Origin of the sequence: Psychrobacter alimentarius (genome assembly GCF_001606025.1) — a bacterium.
GTDB classification, from domain to species: Bacteria; Pseudomonadota; Gammaproteobacteria; order Pseudomonadales; family Moraxellaceae; genus Psychrobacter; species Psychrobacter alimentarius.
Genome location: NZ_CP014945.1, coordinates 2,502,031 through 2,523,273, shown reverse-complemented (window position 1 = coordinate 2,523,273; position 21,243 = coordinate 2,502,031). Strand labels below are relative to the sequence as shown.

At 44.8% G+C, this 21,243-nt stretch carries 10 protein-coding genes and 2 tRNA genes; 9 read left to right on the top strand and 3 right to left on the bottom strand.

Features of this window, described 5'->3' with window-relative positions; translation table 11 throughout:
• Window positions 1-136 precede the first annotated feature (136 nt).
• The gene (locus tag A3K91_RS10315; protein ID WP_062845180.1) at window positions 137-1,282 is read left to right on the top strand and encodes a type I glyceraldehyde-3-phosphate dehydrogenase; all 1,146 of its coding nucleotides are present in this window, start codon (window positions 137-139) and stop codon (window positions 1,280-1,282) included.
• A 95-nt stretch (window positions 1,283-1,377) separates the two neighbouring features.
• A tRNA-Ser gene (locus A3K91_RS10310) sits at window positions 1,378-1,468 on the top strand.
• Between the two features lie 109 nt (window positions 1,469-1,577).
• Here the strand turns inward: A3K91_RS10310 and A3K91_RS10305 are convergent.
• From A3K91_RS10305 to A3K91_RS10295, 3 genes are all read right to left on the bottom strand, one after another.
• The gene (locus tag A3K91_RS10305) at window positions 1,578-2,306 is read right to left on the bottom strand and encodes a hypothetical protein (protein ID WP_062845179.1); all 729 of its coding nucleotides are present in this window, start codon (window positions 2,304-2,306) and stop codon (window positions 1,578-1,580) included.
• Between the two features lie 227 nt (window positions 2,307-2,533).
• Window positions 2,534-2,863 (bottom strand): hypothetical protein, encoded by a 330-nt coding sequence (locus tag A3K91_RS10300; protein WP_062845178.1) that lies wholly within the window; start codon window positions 2,861-2,863, stop codon window positions 2,534-2,536.
• 189 nt (window positions 2,864-3,052) lie between these two features.
• A tRNA-Asn gene (locus tag A3K91_RS10295) sits at window positions 3,053-3,128 on the bottom strand.
• Between the two features lie 483 nt (window positions 3,129-3,611).
• On the opposite strand from A3K91_RS10295, the gene A3K91_RS10290 reads away from it, so the two are divergent.
• The 7 genes from A3K91_RS10290 to A3K91_RS10260 all read left to right on the top strand — a co-directional run bounded on the left by A3K91_RS10290 (window position 3,612) and on the right by A3K91_RS10260 (window position 21,232).
• Window positions 3,612-3,956 carry a DMT family transporter gene (locus tag A3K91_RS10290; RefSeq protein WP_062845978.1) on the top strand — a complete coding sequence of 115 codons (345 nt, stop codon included), beginning with the start codon at window positions 3,612-3,614 and terminating at the stop codon, window positions 3,954-3,956.
• Between the two features lies 1 nt (window position 3,957).
• On the top strand, window positions 3,958-4,539 hold the full coding sequence (locus A3K91_RS10285) for a TetR/AcrR family transcriptional regulator (protein ID WP_228139854.1): 582 nt from the start codon (window positions 3,958-3,960) through the stop codon (window positions 4,537-4,539).
• A 147-nt stretch (window positions 4,540-4,686) separates the two neighbouring features.
• Window positions 4,687-6,189, top strand: coding sequence for a betaine-aldehyde dehydrogenase (gene betB, locus A3K91_RS10280; RefSeq protein ID WP_062845177.1), 1,503 nt, complete (start codon window positions 4,687-4,689; stop codon window positions 6,187-6,189).
• 129 nt (window positions 6,190-6,318) lie between these two features.
• Window positions 6,319-8,019 carry a choline dehydrogenase gene (gene betA, locus A3K91_RS10275; protein WP_062845176.1) on the top strand — a complete coding sequence of 567 codons (1,701 nt, stop codon included), beginning with the start codon at window positions 6,319-6,321 and terminating at the stop codon, window positions 8,017-8,019.
• A gap of 269 nt (window positions 8,020-8,288) precedes the next feature.
• Window positions 8,289-10,334: a choline BCCT transporter BetT gene (gene betT / locus A3K91_RS10270; protein ID WP_062845175.1), complete on the top strand. Its 2,046-nt coding sequence runs from the start codon at window positions 8,289-8,291 to the stop codon at window positions 10,332-10,334.
• A 198-nt stretch (window positions 10,335-10,532) separates the two neighbouring features.
• Window positions 10,533-11,021 carry a M48 family metallopeptidase gene (locus A3K91_RS10265; protein WP_062845174.1) on the top strand — a complete coding sequence of 163 codons (489 nt, stop codon included), beginning with the start codon at window positions 10,533-10,535 and terminating at the stop codon, window positions 11,019-11,021.
• Between the two features lie 1,034 nt (window positions 11,022-12,055).
• Entirely contained in the window at window positions 12,056-21,232 is a 9,177-nt protein-coding gene (locus A3K91_RS10260) for a YadA-like family protein (RefSeq protein WP_062845173.1), read from the top strand.
• The last annotated feature ends 11 nt before the right edge of the window (window positions 21,233-21,243 follow it).

Here is a 21,243-nt window from a genome sequence, read left to right as displayed (position 1 = left end):
ACACGTCTTTCAATGCGTTCATTACCTATTAAAGACTCTTGGTGAAAACCCTATTGGTTGATGCATGAGGGCGCTTCGTCTGTCGCGCTCCGTGTTTATGCTTTTTTCTTATTCCCCTTTAAAGCGATCATTTGTTATGCCTGATTTTTCTCATGCCAATTATCAATTGACGTCCGATCCAGTCGCCGCCGTATTTCGTGCCACAGGCGAGCACACACAGCCACTAAGAGTCGCCATCAATGGTTTTGGGCGTATAGGGCGCAATGTATTACGCGCATTGTTAGAGCGTTTTGAAGTATTGGGTCGCGCCATCCATGTAGTCGCTATTAATGACTTAGGGCCAGCAGATATTTTATTGCATTTGCTAAAGTTTGACAGTACGCATGGGCGCTTAAGTCGATTGGGAGTCAGTGCTGAGATTGTAGAAACTCACATCAATGACGATAATAAGACGCAGCTTTGCCTGACTAAGAACAATCTGACCTATTGTATTACGATGCTCTCAGAGCCTAATCCCAAGCATCTACCGTGGCAGGCGCTTGGCGTCGATGTGGTATTAGAGTGTACAGGGCACTTTCGCTCTTATGAGCAAGCGCATCTACATATTGAGGCAGGGGCACACCAAGTCATTATCGGTGCCGCGCCTTTTGACGATGTAGATGCTTGCATTGTCATGGGCGTGAATGCAAATGAATTGACGCGCGCTCTACCGATTATCTCTAGCGTTTCTTGTACCACTCAGGCGCTAGTACCACTGATTGATACTTTGGATAAGGCGTTTGGGGTAAGGTCAGCAATGATGACGGAGATTCATGCAGTCACAGCCGATCAAACGGTTTTAGATCAAGCGCATCGTGATCCCAGACGCGCGCGTGCTTCTGGTTATAATATTATTCCCACCACATCTAGTAGTATTGCGGCCACCGAGCGTGTGCTACCAGCGATGACAGGTAAAATAAATGGTCATTCGATACGGGTGCCAACCATCGATGTTGCTGCCATCGATGTGACTTTTGTGTTTGAGCAAGCTGATGTCAGTATTGAAACAGTGGGCGAAGTGCTTAAGTCTGCTAGCCAAGCGCATTTGCTCGATATCATGGCGTATACCGATGAGCCATTGGTTTCCAGTGATTTTATCCATCAGACCGAATCGCTTATCATCGATGGACAGCAGCTGATGCGAGTGGGCGATCAATATAAGGTATTTGCTTGGTATGATAACGAATGGGGCTATGCCAATAGACTACTGGATATGTGCCTGCATCTCGCTTCAAACAAGTAAAATATGAGCAATTATGAAGTATCAGAAAATTATTTTCATTTTTTTAGAATATAGGCTTGCATTATAAAATGATCTGTATATAATGATGCACCAATGGAGACGTGGCAGAGCGGTTGAATGCACCGGTCTTGAAAACCGGCAAGGGTTCATAGCCCTTCGAGAGTTCGAATCTCTCCGTCTCCGCCAAATTCGAAAAGCCCCCAATCATCACTGATTGGGGGCTTTTTTTATGCGTATATAAAATGGCCGCACATTGAGGTTAGTTTTATTTATATTGGACTGACTATACTAACGGTTACTTCACAAGTGACTGAGCAAATTCGATTGTTTCGCCATCTTCTAATACAAGGGTGCCTTCACTAATCTCAATGGTCATGTCTTTCGAGTTTTTGATGGCTCGCATGACGTTGATGTCTTCAATACTACTTTCAATGACTATTTTTCCAGATTGCTCTGGCTGAATGGGTGGCTCGAACTCAATCAATGGAACGTTAAAGTGCTTGCCCTTCTTTAAATTGGCATCTTGCATGGTCAACGTACCCTTAAAGCTTCGGATAGCGACTTTACCGTGGTTTGATAGCATAAACTGTAGCTTTACTTGGTTCAAACTATCGCTATCGCTACTTTTGACGGGAAGTAGGGCAACAGGATAATTCAGAGTTGGGTTAGTGGCTTGCTGATGCGTCACAATAGGGCTTTTTTTACCCGTTGGGTTATTAGGATGCAAACGCTCATATTCACGCTGTTGTATGAGCGCTTTTTCAATAGTAGTACGCGGCATCGCGCCCGACTCATAAGCTTCGCTCAGCTTCATGCGCAGCATATATCGACTCAGCAATTGCTGGTCAGACTCAGGAAGTTGCTCTAAGGTTGCCCCCAACTTTTTTTGCCATTGATCTGAGTCAGTTGGTATGGTTTGTTTGTTCGGGTCTGTTTGTGGCTGCGAGCAGCCAGGAGCGATTGCTAGTATCGATAAAGTCATCGTTAATAACAAAGCTTTGTTGAAACGCTGATATGAATTCATTATCGTACACCTCCTAGTAAATGCTCATCAATAGTAACAACTGTTTTCTTAATATACCGTGTTTGATTGTCTGTTGTGTTTAATTATGGCTAAATACTGTAGGAAACTTAATATAGCGATAAAGAAATAGGTGTGGCGTAATTCATAGAGAAAAGAGGCACAAAAAAAAGACTGAGCGCCTGTCGGAGCACTCAGTCTTTTTTAATGATGGTCTGCTATATGTGCTTTTAGTCGTTGTCTTGCAGCTCAGATAAAGGATGAGTGATGTTATTATTGTGCGTGTCTACGATAGCCTGATCAATGATGTGCTGACTCACACCGCGCTTGCGTAGCGTTTCGATAAAGACTTCATCGTGTGCCAAGGTGTAATCCTGATGGTCACGATCAAGACCTTGGCGGATGTATAGGCGAATAAGCCCTTGAATACGTTTAAAGCCCAACTCTGTCGACGTTGATTCTAATAAGGCAATCATCTCTTCAGACAGGCGAATACTGATCGGGCGCATGATTTTTTGCGGATGATCAGAAAACTTATTTTTTACACGTACAGGTATCATAATAAACCATTACTTTTAGTGAGTAGGAGTAAAGCACTCAGACAAAAAACAAACCAATCAAAACTAACCTTACCATACAACAAAAATGCTTAAAAGAACACCACGGTTGCGCGAATATTATGATCAGTCATTACAAAATGGTGGCAATAAAAAAACCTTCATCATTAAGTGATGAAGGTTTTTAGTATATGGCTCTCCAACCTGGGCTCGAACCAGGGACACACGGATTAACAGTCCGTTGCTCTACCAACTGAGCTATTGGAGAATAAGCTGTCATAACAGTAAGCAGTTTAAGCTTTATAAAAGCCTAATCGCTTGGCTTGTTTGCGTTATGTGGGGCACATTTTAGCCAAGTCGTCATAGGCTGTCAACCTTATTATGCTATTAATTATGAATAATATCGAAATTTATCAAAAATAGTCTTTTAGCCTTTATTCCACATATTATCTGGGACGGGTTTTATCCCATGTATTTATCTAGGTATTCCTTTATTAGTGCGGGTTTGAGGCACGTAATCCATGCCAATTTTTTATAAAAAAGTCGCTCGGTAAGGTCTGATTTTTCCATACATATTTGAGTCGAAACCGGTAAATAGCTGATATTTTTGAGTTTTAAAGCGATTCAATATCAAGAAATACCATATTCACCCTTCACATTACAGGTTTCTTGCTATAGAATACCGACCGTATGGTTTCTTTTGATGGAAACTTTAATCACTGATGCTCAATTTGAGACGGGTACTTTTAACATGAGTCCAACGACTATTGCTTATGTCTATCTTGCCGCTGCCATCACTTGTGAAGTCATTGGTACGACTTTTCTTGCGAAATCAGAACAGTTCACACGTTTGGTACCAACGCTCATTATGTTTGTGCTTTATGCGCTCTCTTTTTATGCATTGACGCAAACGCTAAAAGTAATACCGCTCGGCATTGCTTATGCATTGTGGGGCGGGTTGGGAATTGTACTGACTTCGCTCGCGAGCGTGTTCATCTTTAAGCAAAGTCTTGATGCAGCAGCAGTGATCGGTATTGCTATGATTGTTGGTGGCGTCATAGTAATGAATTTATTGTCTAATTCTGTGGTGCATTGATATGAATATAGAAACGGAAAATGCTCATAAGCGTAAAAAACAACCAGAAGTGGTTCGACGAGCCTTACTAGATCAGGCAGCACGCATCACTCTAGAGCAAGGGTTGTCTAAGGTGACATTTCAAGCGGTCGCTGATGCAACTGGCGTGACTAAAGGTGGCGTCATGCATCACTTCGCCACCAAAAATGCACTGGTGCTTGAAGTATTCAATGATGCCATGGCTAAGTTTGAAGCAGAAGTAGATGCAGCGATGGCCAAAGATGCTGTGTCTTATGGCTCTTTTACTCGTGCCTATATCGATGCCACCATCAGCTTGGGCGAAAAGGGGCAAGCAGAGTTTGACAATCAAGCGACACTATATGTGTTGATGCTGGGTGATAGCGAGCTTCGTGCGCTATGGGCCAAATGGGCAAATGCGCAATTGAAAAAGTATGAAGCCACTGACAATACCGAAACGCTATGTATGGTGCGATTGGTTGTCGATGGTATTTGGCTATCGGATTTTTCAGGCATCAACATATCGGGAAAACAGTCATTAAGAGATCGCTTAATCAAAATGACGCAGCGTGATTTTGATCAATAACAGTGGCGCAATCAATCATCGTAAAACACGAACATTTTATTTTAATATATTCATAATGGCGAACCATTTGGTTTGAGTGATTAGTTAATTGATGAGTGCATTGATTAATAAATAACGCTCACCAGTGGTCGTAAGGAGAACATACTCATGACAGATTCAATCAACGTAACAGACATCATTGATTTACAGCAAACACAAACCGCTTATATCAACGGTCGCTATCTGCCGATCGACACATCGCTGACCACGTTTGAAGACATCAATCCAGCGACTGGTGAGGTCTTAGCAACCATTCAGCAAACCACCCTAGAGCAAATCAATGACGCGGTGCAAGCGGCCAAGCAAGGCCAAAAAATCTGGGCGGCGATGACACCCGTTGAGCGTAGCCGTATTTTGTTAAAGGCCGTCGAGATATTGCGTGAGCGTAATGATGTGCTGGCACTACTCGAAACAAAAGACACGGGTAAAGCGTACTCCGAAACCAAGTATGTAGATATCGTCACCGGTGCCGATGTGGTTGAGTATTATGCAGGCCTTGCACCGATGATAGAGGGTCGTCAGATTCCACTGCGTGATACGAGCTTTGTCTACACGCGCCGTGAGCCACTTGGCGTGGTCGCTGGTATTGGTGCATGGAACTATCCTATTCAAATCGCGATGTGGAAAGCTGCGCCAGCACTAGCTGCTGGTAATGCGATGATCTTTAAGCCATCAGAAGTCACGCCTTTGACGGCTTTAAAACTGGCAGAGATTTTTACAGAAGCAGGACTGCCCAATGGGGTGTTTAATGTCGTGCAAGGCAACTATGAAGTTGGCGAAGCACTCACTCAGCACCCTGATATTGCCAAAGTATCGTTTACAGGTGGCGTCCCAACGGGCAAAAAAGTCATGTCAAGCGCGGCCTCATCGTCTCTTAAAGAGGTAACGCTAGAGCTTGGTGGTAAATCACCATTGATTGTATTTGATGATGCCGATATTGATATGGCGGCCGACATTGCGATGATGGCGAACTTTTATAGCAGTGGTCAAGTATGTACCAATGGCACACGCGTATTTGTACCAACCGCGCTACAAACCAAGTTTGAGCAAGCTATTTTGACCCGTGTCGAGCGCATCAAGCTTGGCGATCCATTAGATGAAAACATCAATATGGGGCCATTGGTGAGCTTCCCGCATATGGAAAGAGTGCTGGATTATATCGAGCAAGGTAAAGCCAGCAGCGCACGTTTGCTCGTGGGTGGTGAGAGAGTCACGACTGGTTCGCTAGCTGACGGAGCGTTTGTCGCGCCGACGGTCTTTACTGACTGTCGTGATGATATGACTATCGTCCGTGAGGAGATCTTTGGCCCTGTCATGTCGATATTGACTTATGAGACTGAAGAAGAAGTCATTCGCCGTGCCAATGATACGGATTACGGTCTGGCAGCAGGGGTGGTGACCACTGATCTAAACCGCGCTCATCGTGTCATCGCTCAAATCGAAGCAGGCATTTGCTGGTTGAATACGTGGGGCGAGTCGGCAGCACAGATGCCAGTTGGTGGTTATAAGCACTCAGGTATTGGCCGCGAAAATGGTGTTGAAGCGCTTGAGCATTATACGCAGACCAAATCTATCCAAGTAGAATTGGGCGCGTTTGAGTCGGTATTTTAAGAGCTTTATTGAAAAGAACACGTAGACAGTCGGGTTTTATTGAGGGGCATGTTCCTTTTTATTTAATTCTACTAATAGTAAATGACGTATTTTTCAATACTGACTTTTTTTAAGATTATGGAGTATTTTATGACATCAACCACACCTGAGTATGACTACATTATCGTCGGGGCAGGTTCTGCAGGGAACGTCTTGGCTACACGGTTGACAGAAGATGCGGATATCAAGGTATTACTATTAGAGGCGGGTCGTCCAGATTATAGACTGGACTTTCGCACTCAGATGCCAGCCGCACTTGCCATGCCTTTGCAAGGAACCACTTACAACTGGGGTTATAAAACTGACCCTGAGCCTTATATGAACAATCGCGTGATGGACTGCGGCCGAGGCAAAGGTCTTGGCGGCTCGTCATTGATCAATGGCATGTGTTATATCCGCGGTAATGCGTTGGATTTTGATGATTGGGCGAAAATAGACGGTTTGTCCGATTGGACGTATCTGGACTGCTTGCCGTATTTTAAGAAGTCAGAAAATCGTGATGTTGGCGAAAATGACTACCATGGCGCAGGTGGCCCTGTTGAGATGACCACGTCAAAACCTGGGGTCAATCCGTTGTTTCAGGCGATGATTGAAGCGGGCGTGCAAGCTGGGTTTCCGGCTACTGATGACTTAAATGGCTATCAGCAAGAAGGTTTTGGTCCAATGGATCGCTTCGTGACGCCTAATGGTCGCCGTGCGTCGACCGCTCGCGGTTATTTGGATACTGCAAAAACGCGTAGCAATATCACGATTTTGACGGGTGCGCTGACAGATGTCATCTTATTTGATGGTAAGCGTGCTGTCGGTGTCAAAGTCGAGCACCAAGGTCAGACCAAAAACTTCTACGCTGCTCGTGAAGTCATTGTCTCATCAGGTGCGATTGCTTCACCGCAACTGTTGCAGCGTTCAGGCATTGGCCCTGGTCAATGGTTAAAAGACTTGGGCGTGACAGAAGTCTTAGATTTACCGGGTGTGGGTAATAACTTGCAGGATCATTTAGAGCTGTACATGCAGTATGAATGTAAGCTGCCAGTGTCGATTGCGCCTGCCAATAAGTGGTGGAACAAACCTGCCATTGGTGCGGAGTGGTTATTCAATGGCACAGGGCTTGGCGCTTCCAATCAGTTCGAAGGGGGCGGCTTTATCCGCACGGATGAAAAGTTTACGCATCCCAATATTCAGTATCATTTCTTGCCACTTGCGGTTCGTTATGATGGTCGAAGTGCCAGTGATTCGCACAGTTTTCAAGCACATGTGGGCTCATTGCGTTCACCCAGTCGTGGCCGTGTCAAGCTGACCTCAAAAGACCCAAGCGCGCATCCAAGTATTTTGTTTAACTACATGTCTCATGAGCAAGACTGGCAAGAGTTCCGCGCTGCCATGCGTATCACTCGTGAGATCATGCATCAGCCAGCGCTTGACCCTTACCGTGGTCGCGCGCTTTCACCAAGCGAAGACTTGGTGACCGATCAGCAGTTGGATGACTATGTACGCGAGCATGGTGAGACAGCCTACCATCCTTCTTGTACCTGTGCGATGGGTGAGGGTAATGATGCTGTCGTCAATGGTGAAGGTTTGGTACATGGTATCGATGGCTTACGTGTCGTCGATGCGTCTATTATGCCCAATATCATCAGTGGTAATCTGAATGCCACCACCATTATGTTGGCAGAAAAAATCGCTGATAAGATGAAAGGCGTGCAACTGCCACGTTCGACGGCAGATTATTATGTTGCCAATGGCGCACCACTACGAGCCGAGCCGATGCGTGACTATAGCTCTATCGTATAAGAAGCCTATTTTAATTGGCTGTAAAGATTATCAGCAAAATAGTGAGATAAGACAACTTCAACAAAAAGACCTTTTCAAACAAAGGTCTTTTTTATCAGCGCTGACGTAGCTCATGTATTAAATGAATTGCAATTAATATAGTTAGCGTTGTCTCGGTTATTTGTATAACCATTTCTTATTTATTGGTACTGCTTTGTGCGTCATGCATCCAGAAGGTTATAACGGACAAAGCACTATCACAGTGTCTAATTTACTTATTGAGGTCGTTTATGTACAGCTCGCCATCAGAAGATGCGACAAAACCCTTAACCCTAAATAAAGTCGTGTTTTTAGGCTCCGCTATTATTTCTATTTTATTAATAATTTGGACCATTGTTTTTCCAGATTATAGTCAAACACTACTTAGCTCAAGTATGGCGTTGGTATCAGCGAATTTTGGTTGGTACTATATGCTGGTCGTGGCCGCGTACAGTATATTTGCGTTGTTTGTTGGTTTTTCCAAGTATGGTGATATCAAACTGGGTCAAGACCATGAAAAGGCTCAGTTTCCCTTTTTAGCGTGGGCCGCCATGCTGTTCTCGGCGGGTATCGGTATTGACTTACTGTTTTTTGGTGCATCTGAACCCTTGATGCATTATTTGACGCCGCATGCCGGACTTGAGCCTGCTAGCTCTGAGGCTATGCGTCAGGCGCTTGCACAAACCTTTTTGCATTGGGGTTTGCATGGTTGGGGTATTTATGCCCTCATCGGTATGGCACTAGCGTATTTCGCTTATCGTAAGAATATGCCGCTTGCGCTGCGTTCACCCTTGACACCCATATTTGGCGAGCGCTTGATTAAAGGCTGGCTTGGTGATGGCATTGATACTTTTGGTGTTGTATGTACATTGATGGGGATTGCAACCAGTCTGGGTATTGGGGTTTTGCAGGCCAATGCTGGCTTGACCCATGTATTCGGTATCGAATCTAGCAAAACCGTTCAAGCTTTAATCATTGTAGGCGTCGTTGCTGCTGCTGCTATCTCTGCGATGACAGGGGTTGAAAAAGGCGTACGCCGCTTATCTGAATTTAACATGCTGTCTTCGATATTGTTACTACTTGCCATATTGATTATGGGCAATACCGTTTACTTGTTAAATGCGTTTACACAAAATATTGGCCAGTATTTTCAAACCATCGTTGCAAAAACGTTTGACGTTTATGCTTATGATGGTGCCGCTGGCGCTGAGTGGAAATCAGCGTGGACAATATTTTTCTGGGCATGGTGGGTGGCTTGGGCACCGTTTGTAGGCTTGTTTATTGCTCGTATCAGCCGTGGTCGCACCTTACGTGAATTCGTGTTTGGCGTGATGTTTATCCCGCTTGGTTTTATCTTTGCATGGTTCTCTATCTTTGGAAACTCAGCGATAGACTTGGTTGCCAATGGTGCCACTGAGCTTGGTGAAATCGCGGTCAATGATGCAGCCATGGGTATGTTTGCGCTGTTTGAGTATTTTCCGTACAGCAGCGTCTTATCATTTGCTGGTGTGATTATTGGTTTGATATTTTTTGTGACTTCAGCTGACTCAGGCGCTTTAGTCTTGGCAAATCTGAGCTCAAAAGGCATGACCAATGATACGGATGCGCCCGTCTGGTTGCGCTTGTTTTGGGCGGCAGCAACGGGTCTTATCACCTTGGGCTTATTGTTTGCTGGTGGCTTTGCCTCATTGCAGTCGGTCTCTGTGATTGCTGGTCTGCCATTCTCATTGATCCTTGTGCTTTATATGATGTCGATGTGGAAATCATTAAAAGAAGAGGGCAATAAACGCAAAGCCAGTACGATTGGCACAGCAAACGTCCTCGACAGTGGTAAAGGTTGGAAAGCTCGCCTGCAACGTATTGTGAGCTTCCCTGGACACAAACAAGTCGAAAGATTTTTGCAAACGGTAGTGATGCCAGCAATGACCGAAGTGGAAAAAGAGTTTGCAGCAGGCGGTCTTAAAACGGCTTTAGATATTCGTAATCTTGATAGTATCGGTCAAAATATCGATGCAGGCATAGGTCAGGACAGTGGTCAGATAGATGGCCTAAAATTGCGTGTTGGTCATGGTGATGAAGATGACTTTATTTATGAGGTCAATTTGATCAAAGCTGAACGCCCGAATTTTACACTGAATACGTCAAACAAGCAGGCAGAGTTTTATTATCGTGCTGAGGTGTTCTTAAGTGAGGGCTCGCAAGAGTATGACTTGGTTGGTTATACTAAAGAGCAAGTATTGGTTGATATCCTAAATCAGTATGAGCGTCACTTGCAGTACTTACATCTTGAGCGTTAACTCTCTGCTTCGGTGAGTTACCAATGTATGTACAGTAAGTTTAAGTAGTATTTATAAATAACAACCCCATAAGCTACTTTTGGCTTATGGGGTTTATTTTTGAGAACGGATGAAGGAGATATGAAGTAAAATAGAAAAAGGCAGTCAATACACGTCAAAGACATAAGCCAATCAAAGGTAAGCGCTAAGGACAAACCTGTGACAACATTAAAATATATCGCTCATTATTCTGAGCAAATACAGACGCAAGCGGCGCTGCTAATCAGCGATGGGAGGCTGGGTGAGTATTTAGAAAAAAAGTACCCAAATCAACATGAAATAAAAAGTGACAAAGCACTGTATCAGCATATCAATGAGATAAAAAATCAGTATATGCGTAACGTCGGCCCTTTATCCAATGTCAGTTATAGTAGTAAGTTAGCCGTGCTGAAAAATGCGCTAGGTATTCATACCACTCAGTCTCGAGTACAAGGCAGTAAATTCAAATCACACAATAGCATCATGGTGGCTAGCCTATTTAAGGAAGCGCCGCCTGAGTTTTTACGGATGATTATTGTCCATGAATTGGCGCACTTCAAAGAGCATGATCATAACAAATCCTTTTATCAATTATGCTGCCATATGGAACCGGACTATCATCAGTTTGAATTAGATACTCGCTTATGGTTGCACTGGCGAGAGCAATAAATTTTAATTTCAAAATCCTTACTTAAATATCTTTTGGTTTTTTCGTCACTTAGTATCTGCCTTTTTATATTATATTTCCCTTATGTTATTAATAACATAAGGGAAATATAATATGTCTGCGCTTTCTTCTCTTTTATTAAATAAGTCGATAGGAACCTAATAATAAGTTCTCTATTCACTTATTCATTCCGAATATCTTCTTTTTTGGTATAAATTCATAACAAAGTGCGTTAAATCCATTGCACCGATATTCACCCGCCTATAGAAAACGACATCATCTTTGATCATATGCTATGGGCATGTAGATGGGTACTTGATTGCCAAGCCTGAATACAAAAACAAGAATGAGAATAGGTTGAATTTTAGAGTATTAATAAATGAATAGCATTCTGCTCATCTTGGCACAATGCGCCCTTTCGGGTGCCATAGATAAAATATAACAAGTGAGCGTCTAATGAGGGGGAGAAATCGTAGTGTTCAAAGAGTATATAAGGGATATCTTATATTTATCAGAAAGTTATCTATATTTTCAGTTTTATACTTTCTTAATCTAAAAAAATACTCTTAAAATATTTTTTCTATTGAGTAAAGCGAAATAGATATGAAATGTTATTTGAAAGGGAGTCGTTAAATGAATATTTCTCATTTAAATTTGAAAATGATGAGTAAATTAAATTTAAGTAATTGTATCAAATTATTTTTTTAAAAAAGAAAAATTTTTAATCTTAACAAAATTTTTTTCAGTAAGAAACTCCCTATTTTCCATCTCGTGAATTTTTAGATGAAAGGTTAATATGAGGGTACGAGTGGTATTGATTGTATCTATGTAAATACATTATAGTCACAGCGTATTGAAAGTGTTAATTAAGCTTTTTTTATTGTTTCAATATTATTTTGTTGTATGAAACATAAAGTTTTTTTAATTTTTTCTAAATTAATGTTTTGTATAAAGCCTAAAGTTTCTTTTCCAAATTTATTAGCTATAGGTTTTTTACCACACCCCAGCGCCCTCAATTGTCATAGGATGAGAAAGTATGAATCGTAGCTATAAAGTTATTTGGAATCAATCACTAAACTGTTTTATGGCCGTTGCAGAATATGCAAAGAGCCGAGGTAAGTCATCTAGCAACGTTGTTAGCTCCAGTACAGTAACTGTATCTGATGGTAAAGCTGTAGGAGGTGTGAGATTACTACGCCTAAGTGCATTGAGTATGGGGCTGATTAGTGCTGGGTTAAGCATGCAAGTGATGGCAGCTCCCAGCGACTCAGATATGATTGCTCAAAACACGGCTGATATTACAATCAATAGAGATGCGATTGCTATCAATACTAGTGATATTACCACTAATAGAAATGCGATTGCTACTAACACAAATGATATTGCCACTAATAGAAATGCCATTGCTACTAATGCAGGCAATATCGATACTAATAAAACAAATATAGCTGCCAATACCAATGCGATTAGCACTAATACCACCAATATTGCCGAAGTCAGAAGAATCGCCAGTGCTGGTTGGAATATTAGTGCTGAAGGTGGAACACCAGCCAATGTACCTTCTGGCGGAACAGTTGATTTTAGCAGTGATCCCAACTTAGTGGTGAGCCGTAACGGCACTAACCTTACATTCGGCTTGGCCAATAATATTGCGGTTGAAAGTTTGACTATAACAAATGGACCTAGCATCACAAGTGCAGGTATCAATGCTGGTAATAAAAAAATAACCAACGTCGGTGATGGTGAAATTTCTGCTACCAGCATGGATGTGATTAATGGTCGTCAGATTAACAAACTGCTTTTTGAATCGGGTACCGCGGAAGGTATCAGATATTTCCGCGCAAATACCATTCTTCCTGACGCAATGGCAGATGGGCTTGATTCTGTTGCTATTGGTCCCGAAGCGAAGACCACTGAGTTTGGTGAAAGCGCTATTGCCCTTGGTCAAAGTGCTACAGCAGGTGGTGAAAGTGAAGGCGGAGAAGGTGCTATTGCTATTGGTCGTAATAGCAGTGCTCAAGGCAATAGTAGCCTAGCATTAGGAGATGCTGCACAGGTAACAGGAGCATCAGATGCCACAGCAATTGGTAAGAGCGCACGTGCGAGTGCTGGTAATGCCACGGCTGTGGGGGCTAACTCTGTCGCATCTGGTAGCGGTAGTTTCGCTGCAGGCTACAATGCTAGAGCAGAAGCAGCCAATACTTTAGCGGCAGGCACAGGCGCCTACGCAGGCACTGCGCGTAGTATTGCATTGGGTAGTGGCGCTGGTGTCGGTACAGTCGGCAACCTTGCTGGAGATCGTACTGATCATATTGCGCTTGGTACCAACGCTGGCACTGACGTAGTAGGTAACCGAACCACTGCAATTGGATACAATGCTGGACAGAATGTAATAGGTGATGACAACGTTGCATTCGGCACTGAAGCTGGGAGCCGCTTGACTGGGGATAATAACGTTTCTATCGGTGCTAACGCTAATAATGTAGCTGAAAGTCGGTCACAGTCTGTTGCAATTGGCAATAGCTCGCGTGCTGGTACGAACTCAGTAGCACTTGGTAGTAATGCTAGTGCTGCAGGTGATGAGACAGTAGCACTAGGTAAAGATGCTCAAGCGGGGGTTAATGGTGTTGCGCTTGGTGCGCTTGCAACGGCCGAGGGAAGCAATATTGCATTAGGCCGCAATTCGCAAGCGTTGAATACGGATGCGATGGGGAGCGGCTATTTGACTGGCAGTTCTAGGCCCGAATCAGTGATATCTGTAGGTAGTTCGGTAGTAGGCGGAGAGTTTCAACGCCGTATTGTGAATGTTGCAGATGGTTCGCAAAGATACGATGCTGTTAACGTAGGGCAGCTCAAACTTGCTCAAGACTCTATAACGCCGCTTATAGGAGGAGGCGTTGTTTTTGACGAAGCTACAGGCACGTACAGTGGTATCACTATCGATAATACACAATACAACAGTGTTGCAGATGCCATTGCAGGGGCAGTTAACGGGCAAATCAGCTCAGCTGCATTGCCAGAAGATGTGGTCCGCTATCAAGGAACCGGAAGTGATCGTCGAATCTCAAATGTAGCAAAAGGGCAGGCAGCAACTGATGTGGTTAACGTTGGTCAGTTGAATGAAGCTATTACAGAGAACGGTACGAAATACTTTAGTGTCAATACTGTTAATACAGCCAACAGACAAAATGATGGTGCTAGCGGGGCTGATGCTTTAGCTATTGGGCCTGCTGCCGTTGCTGGAGGAAACTCATCGCTTTCTGTAGGTCATACTGCTGTAGTGGACTCAGGTGCAAGAAGCGGTGTTGCGATCGGTAACAATGTTAATGCTAAAGCTGTGAACTCAACTGCAATAGGTAATAATGGTACAGCGGCTTATGGTCAAGGTGGGATCGCAGTAGGACAGCAAGCAGTCAGTCAAGGTCGAAATTCTATCGTCATGGGGACAGGTGCTGAGGCTGATTTTCAGTCTGGCAGTACAGTAGATAACGCTATTGTTATTGGTACACGTGCTGAGGTCACTGCCAATAATGGCATCGCTATTGGTGAGCAGTCATTATCAGCTGCCACAAGGGCAACAGCCCAAGGCTTTAACGCAAAAGCATTAGCGGTGGACTCACAAGCATTCGGTACTAATTCTGAAACTACTGGAATCAATTCTCAAGCAAGGGGTACCAGTGCAAGCGCCAGTGGTCGAAACGCACAGGCAAGCGGCACTAATGCCGCTGCTAGTGGCACCAGTGCTGTTGCCAATGGTACTGATGCAAAAGGCTTAGGTACAGATAGTATTGCTATAGGAACCAGTGCGGTATCTGGTTTTGCACCTTTGACATCAGAGGAGGCTGCTCGAAATCGTGGCAGTATTGCAATTGGAGATCGTTCAACTGCTAGTGAGCTTAATGCTTTGGCATTGGGTGTGTTGACCCGCGCTGAAGCTGAATCTGCGACTGCCATAGGTGATAGAGCAGTGGCTTCTGCTAATAAGTCGCTGGCAGTCGGTTTTGACTCAGACGCTACGGCACAAAACGCATCAGCTTTTGGTCAAAGTGCTCAGGCGCTAGCGATGGATTCATTAGCTTTAGGCTCTGGGGCTCGTGCTACCGCTACTAATGCTACTGCTATCGGCCGTGGGGCAGAAGCCGTCAATGCACGATCTGTTGCACTAGGTGATGGTGCAAGAACTCAGGCAGCTGTTGGTACATCAGATGCAACAATTGACCGTGTCACTTATACTTATGCAGGCACTACTCCCATAGCAACCGTGAGTGTGGGTACGTTAGAAGGTGAAAAACGCACAATTACCAATGTTGCTGCTGGACGTGTAAGTGATACGAGTACTGACGCTATAAATGGCAGTCAGCTATTCCGTACCAATCAAGCCGTTACTTCATTAGGCAATAATTTGGATACGGTGGGTCAGAGTGTCGCAAGCTCTCTAGGCGGTACTTCTTCTTACAATACTGATAACCATACGGTTTCTACAAGATTGCAAATAAATGGTAATAACTACACGACCGTTCAACAAGCAGTTCAATATGCTGCTTCGGGCTGGAATGTGAGCGCTAACGGTGCTGCATCGCAGAATATTGCGCCAAATGGCACAGTTGATTTTAGAAATACTGATAGCAACATTGCTATTACACGTACTGGATCCAACCTTACGTTCAACTTGTCGCCAAACCTCAATCTTGGTTCTACTGGTAGTGTGACTACAGGTAATACAGTTATAAATAATGAAGGTGTTAGAGTGGCAAATGGTGCTAACGTTGCTACCCTAACTACAGCAGGCACTAGTGTTACCAATGGCGCTAATACCAGCAGTTATGGTGCTAATGGTCTAACGATTACTAATGGACCAAGTGTAACCTCTACTGGTATCAATGCAGCTGGCAGTAGGGTTACCAATGTGGCTAACGGCACTGCTAATACTGATGCTGCAAACTTTGGCCAAGTCAAAGCAGCGAAGACGCAAGTAGCGGCAGGTACTAACGTTACTAATGTAGCAGAAACAACAGGCACTAATGGTGAAAGCATCTATACTGTCAACGCTGACAAATCGACCGTTTCTGGTGGATCAAATGCAGTTACAGTCACAGCTGGCACCAAAAACGCCAATAATGTGACTGACTATGCAGTAGATCTAAGTGTAGATACCAAAACCAGTCTAAGTAAAGCAGACACAGCGGTACAGACTGTCAGCTCTAATGACCTCAATCTAACAGCAACTAAGACAGGCAATAATGTTGTGTTTGACTTTGCTGATGCCCCAACCTTTACTGGTGTGGTTAAAGGCAATGGTTTCGATGCGAGTGGCGTTAAGATTGTTAATGTGGCTGATGGAAGCATTGCCGCGAACAGCAAAGAAGCTATCAACGGCGGTCAGCTGTTTACAACGGCAGATTCTGTTAAGACCGTTATCGGCGGTAATGCTGTGAACAGAGGCGGTGTGGTCACCACAACCAACATCGGTGGTACTGGTGCTGACACCATTGACGGTGCCATCACCAACGTAAGACAAACTGCTACCAGAGCGAAGACCACCGTGACTCAAGGCGAAAACATCGTCGTTACTGAAACCACGGATGCTCTAACAGGGGCTAGTAACTATGAAGTCAAAACTGCTCGTGATCTTGATATCGATAGCGTGACTGCAAAAGATGGTAACGGCAACGTGACCACGCTTACAGCAACTGGCACGAATGTGATGGACATTGATGGTAACAGCAATAACAGCACAGTATTGGGCAATACCATTACCAATGGTAGCAACGTTAGCACCTTAACGGCAGCAGGCACCAACGTCACTGATGGCACAAACACTAGCAACTATGGTGCCAATGGCTTTGTGGCAACAGATGGTAACGGTAACAGCACGCTTGTGAACCAAACAGGCCTAAGCTTTACTGATGCCAACGGTGCCACAGGTCCAAGCATCACAGCTGATGGTATCGATGCAGGCAGCCAAATTATGGCCAATGTGGCTGATGGAAGCATTGCCGCGAACAGCAAAGAAGCTATCAACGGCGGTCAGCTGTTTACAACGGCAGATTCTGTTAAGACCGTTATCGGCGGTAATGCTGTGAACAGAGGCGGTGTGGTCACCACAACCAACATCGGTGGTACTGGTGCTGACACCATTGACGGTGCCATCACCAACGTAAGACAAACTGCTACCAGAGCGAAGACCACCGTGACTCAAGGCGAAAACATCGTCGTTACTGAAACCACGGATGCTCTAACAGGGGCTAGTAACTATGAAGTCAAAACTGCTCGTGATCTTGATATCGATAGCGTGACTGCAAAAGATGGTAACGGCAACGTGACCACGCTTACAGCAACTGGCACGAATGTGATGGACATTGATGGTAACAGCAATAACAGCACAGTATTGGGCAATACCATTACCAATGGTAGCAACGTTAGCACCTTAACGGCAGCAGGCACCAACGTCACTGATGGCACAAACACTAGCAACTATGGTGCCAATGGCTTTGTGGCAACAGATGGTAACGGTAATACTGGCAGATATAATGCTGGCAGTACCATATTGACCGATGACTCAGGCAATACTAATGCAAGCGCTGCTATCGGTAACGCCATACTTGATGATTCGGGTAACGTTAACCTAAGTGGCGCCATCGGTAACGCTCTATTTGATCAAGCAGGCAATGCCAATCTGAGCGGCGCACAAGGTAATGTTGTCTTTGATAATGCAGGCAATAGAGCGGCTACCTCAGCCACAGGCACCAACGTCACTGATGGCACAAACACTAGCAACTATGGTGCCAATGGCTTTGTGGCAACAGATGGTAATGGTAACAGCACGCTTGTGAACCAAACAGGCCTAAGCTTCACTGATGCCAACGGTGCCACAGGTCCAAGCATCACAGCTGATGGTATCGATGCAGGCAGCCAAATTATGGCCAATGTGGCTGATGGAAGCATTGCCGCGAACAGCAAAGAAGCTATCAACGGCGGTCAGCTGTTTACAACGGCAGATTCTGTTAAGACCGTTATCGGCGGTAATGCTGTGAACAGAGGCGGTGTGGTCACCACAACCAACATCGGTGGTACTGGTGCTGACACCATTGACGGTGCCATCACCAACGTAAGACAAACTGCTACCAGAGCGAAGACCACCGTGACTCAAGGCGAAAACATCGTCGTTACTGAAACCACGGATGCTCTAACAGGGGCTAGTAACTATGAAGTCAAAACTGCTCGTGATCTTGATATCGATAGCGTGACTGCAAAAGATGGTAACGGCAACGTGACCACGCTTACAGCAACTGGCACGAATGTGATGGACATTGATGGTAACAGCAATAACAGCACAGTATTGGGCAATACCATTACCAATGGTAGCAACGTTAGCACCTTAACGGCAGCAGGCACCAACGTCACTGATGGCACAAACACTAGCAACTATGGTGCCAATGGCTTTGTGGCAACAGATGGTAACGGTAATACTGGCAGATACAATGCTGGCAGTACCATATTGACCGATGACTCAGGCAATACTAATGCAAGCGCTGCTATCGGTAACGCCATACTTGATGATTCGGGTAACGTTAACCTAAGTGGCGCCATCGGTAACGCTCTATTTGATCAAGCAGGCAATGCCAATCTGAGCGGCGCACAAGGTAATGTTGTCTTTGATAATGCAGGCAATAGAGCGGCTACCTCAGCCACAGGCACCAACGTCACTGATGGCACAAACACTAGCAACTATGGTGCCAATGGCTTTGTGGCAACAGATGGTAATGGTAACAGCACGCTTGTGAACCAAACAGGCCTAAGCTTCACTGATGCCAACGGTGCCACAGGTCCAAGCATCACAGCTGATGGTATCGATGCAGGCAGCCAAATTATGGCCAATGTGGCTGATGGAAGCATTGCCGTGAACAGCAAAGAAGCTATCAACGGCGGTCAGCTGTTTACAACGGCAGATTCTGTTAAGACCGTTATCGGCGGTAATGCTGTGAACAGAGGCGGTGTGGTCACCACAACCAACATCGGTGGTACTGGTGCTGACACCATTGACGGTGCCATCACCAACGTAAGACAAACTGCTACCAGAGCGAAGACCACCGTGACTCAAGGCGAAAACATCGTCGTTACTGAAACCACGGATGCTCTAACAGGGGCTAGTAACTATGAAGTCAAAACTGCTCGTGATCTTGATATCGATAGCGTGACTGCAAAAGATGGTAACGGCAACGTGACCACGCTTACAGCAACTGGCACGAATGTGATGGACATTGATGGTAACAGCAATAACAGCACAGTATTGGGCAATACCATTACCAATGGTAGCAACGTTAGCACCTTAACGGCAGCAGGCACCAACGTCACTGATGGCACAAACACTAGCAACTATGGTGCCAATGGCTTTGTGGCAACAGATGGTAACGGTAACAGCACGCTTGTGAACCAAACAGGCCTAAGCTTTACTGATGCCAACGGTGCTACAGGCCCAAGCATCACAGCTGCTGGTATCGATGCAGGCAATCGTACCATCTCTAACGTTGCCAATGGTGTAGCAGACAATGATGCGGCTACTTTCGGTCAGCTACAGGCGTCAAACAGTGCTGCTGATGCTAAAACAGATGCACTAGGAGTTAGCACAGCAGCCAACTTAGGCGGTGCAGCTAGTTACAATGCAGTGACTGGTACAGTCAGTGCACCAACCTACACACTGGATGATGGAAACAACACCGAAACAAACATTACCGTTAACAACGTGGGCGCTGCATTAGGTAATTTAGATAATCGTACTACAAGCAACACTGCAGCGATCAATCAAGGCTTTAATATTAGTGCTGGTGGTACAACTGACAATGTTCAATTGGGTGAAACTGTTGACTTTACTAATACCGACGGTAACTTAGTAGTCAGTAGTAATGGTGCTAATGGCATCAACTATAACCTAGCGCAAAACATTGACCTTGGTGTCACTGGAAGTATTAGAACAGGCAACACTGTGACCAATAATTCAGGCGTTAGAATTGACGATGGCAATGGTAATGTCACAGCTATGACGGCCACAGGCACCAACGTTACTGATGGTACAAATACCAGCAACTATGGCGCGAATGGTTTGATGATTGTTGGCGGACCAAGCGTCACATCTACTGGTATTAATGCAGGTAATCGCACTATTTCCAATGTCGCCGATGGCGTGGCAGCTAATGATGCTGCTACTAAAGGCCAGGTAGATGCTGTATCAAATGGTTTGACTGATTTAACAGCGGGTGCAGTTCAATATGACAAAAACGCTGATGGTACAGTCAATAAAGGTAGCATTACTTTAGGTGGCGGCGCTGCAGGTACAACGATCACCAATGTTAAAGCAGGTAACGTTAGTGCGGGTAGTACAGATGCTGTCAACGGCAGTCAGTTGCATAATCTTGGAAATGGTGTGGCGAGTATCATTGGTGGTGATGCGGCACTTGATGCGTCAGGCAACCTAACTGCTAGCAATATTGGCGGAACTGGCAAAGGCAATATCAGTGATGCTATTGCAGCAGTCAATCAAAGCAATGCTCAAGCCAATGAAAACATTCAAGCCAATACAGACAGACTGGATGCAGGGTTAAGCTTCGGTGCTGATAGTGGCGCTACTATCAGTAAGCCGATTGGCGATACGACAGCATTGAAGTTTGAAGGTGGTAACAACATCACGACAACCGCTACCAGCAGTGGCATCAAGTTTGATTTGAATGGCAATATCGATGTGGATAACATCACAGCTGATACAGTTACTACTGGTAATACAACGGTCAATAATACGGGCGTGACCATCAAAGATGGTCCGAGTATGACAACAGCAGGTATCAACGCAGGTGATAAAACCATTACTGGTGTTGCTGATGGTATCGAGGTTAATGATGCGGTCAATCTTGGTCAATTAACTGCACTTGATAATAAGCTGAGCAATAGTGTCAATGAGTTGGGTTATAAGATTAACGAAGTAGAAGATGACGCAAATGCAGGTATTTCAGCTGCCATGGCAATGTCTTCACTACCGCAAGCTTATATCCCTGGTAAGTCAATGGTTGGCGGTGGTATCGCCACTTACAACGGCCAGAGTGCAGTTGCAATTGGTGTGTCCAAAGTATCTGATAATGGCCGCTGGGTAATCAAGGTAAATGGTACAGCAGATACCCAAGGAAATGCAGGCGGCGCAGTTGGTGCAGGCTTCCATTTCTAATTGAACCACAT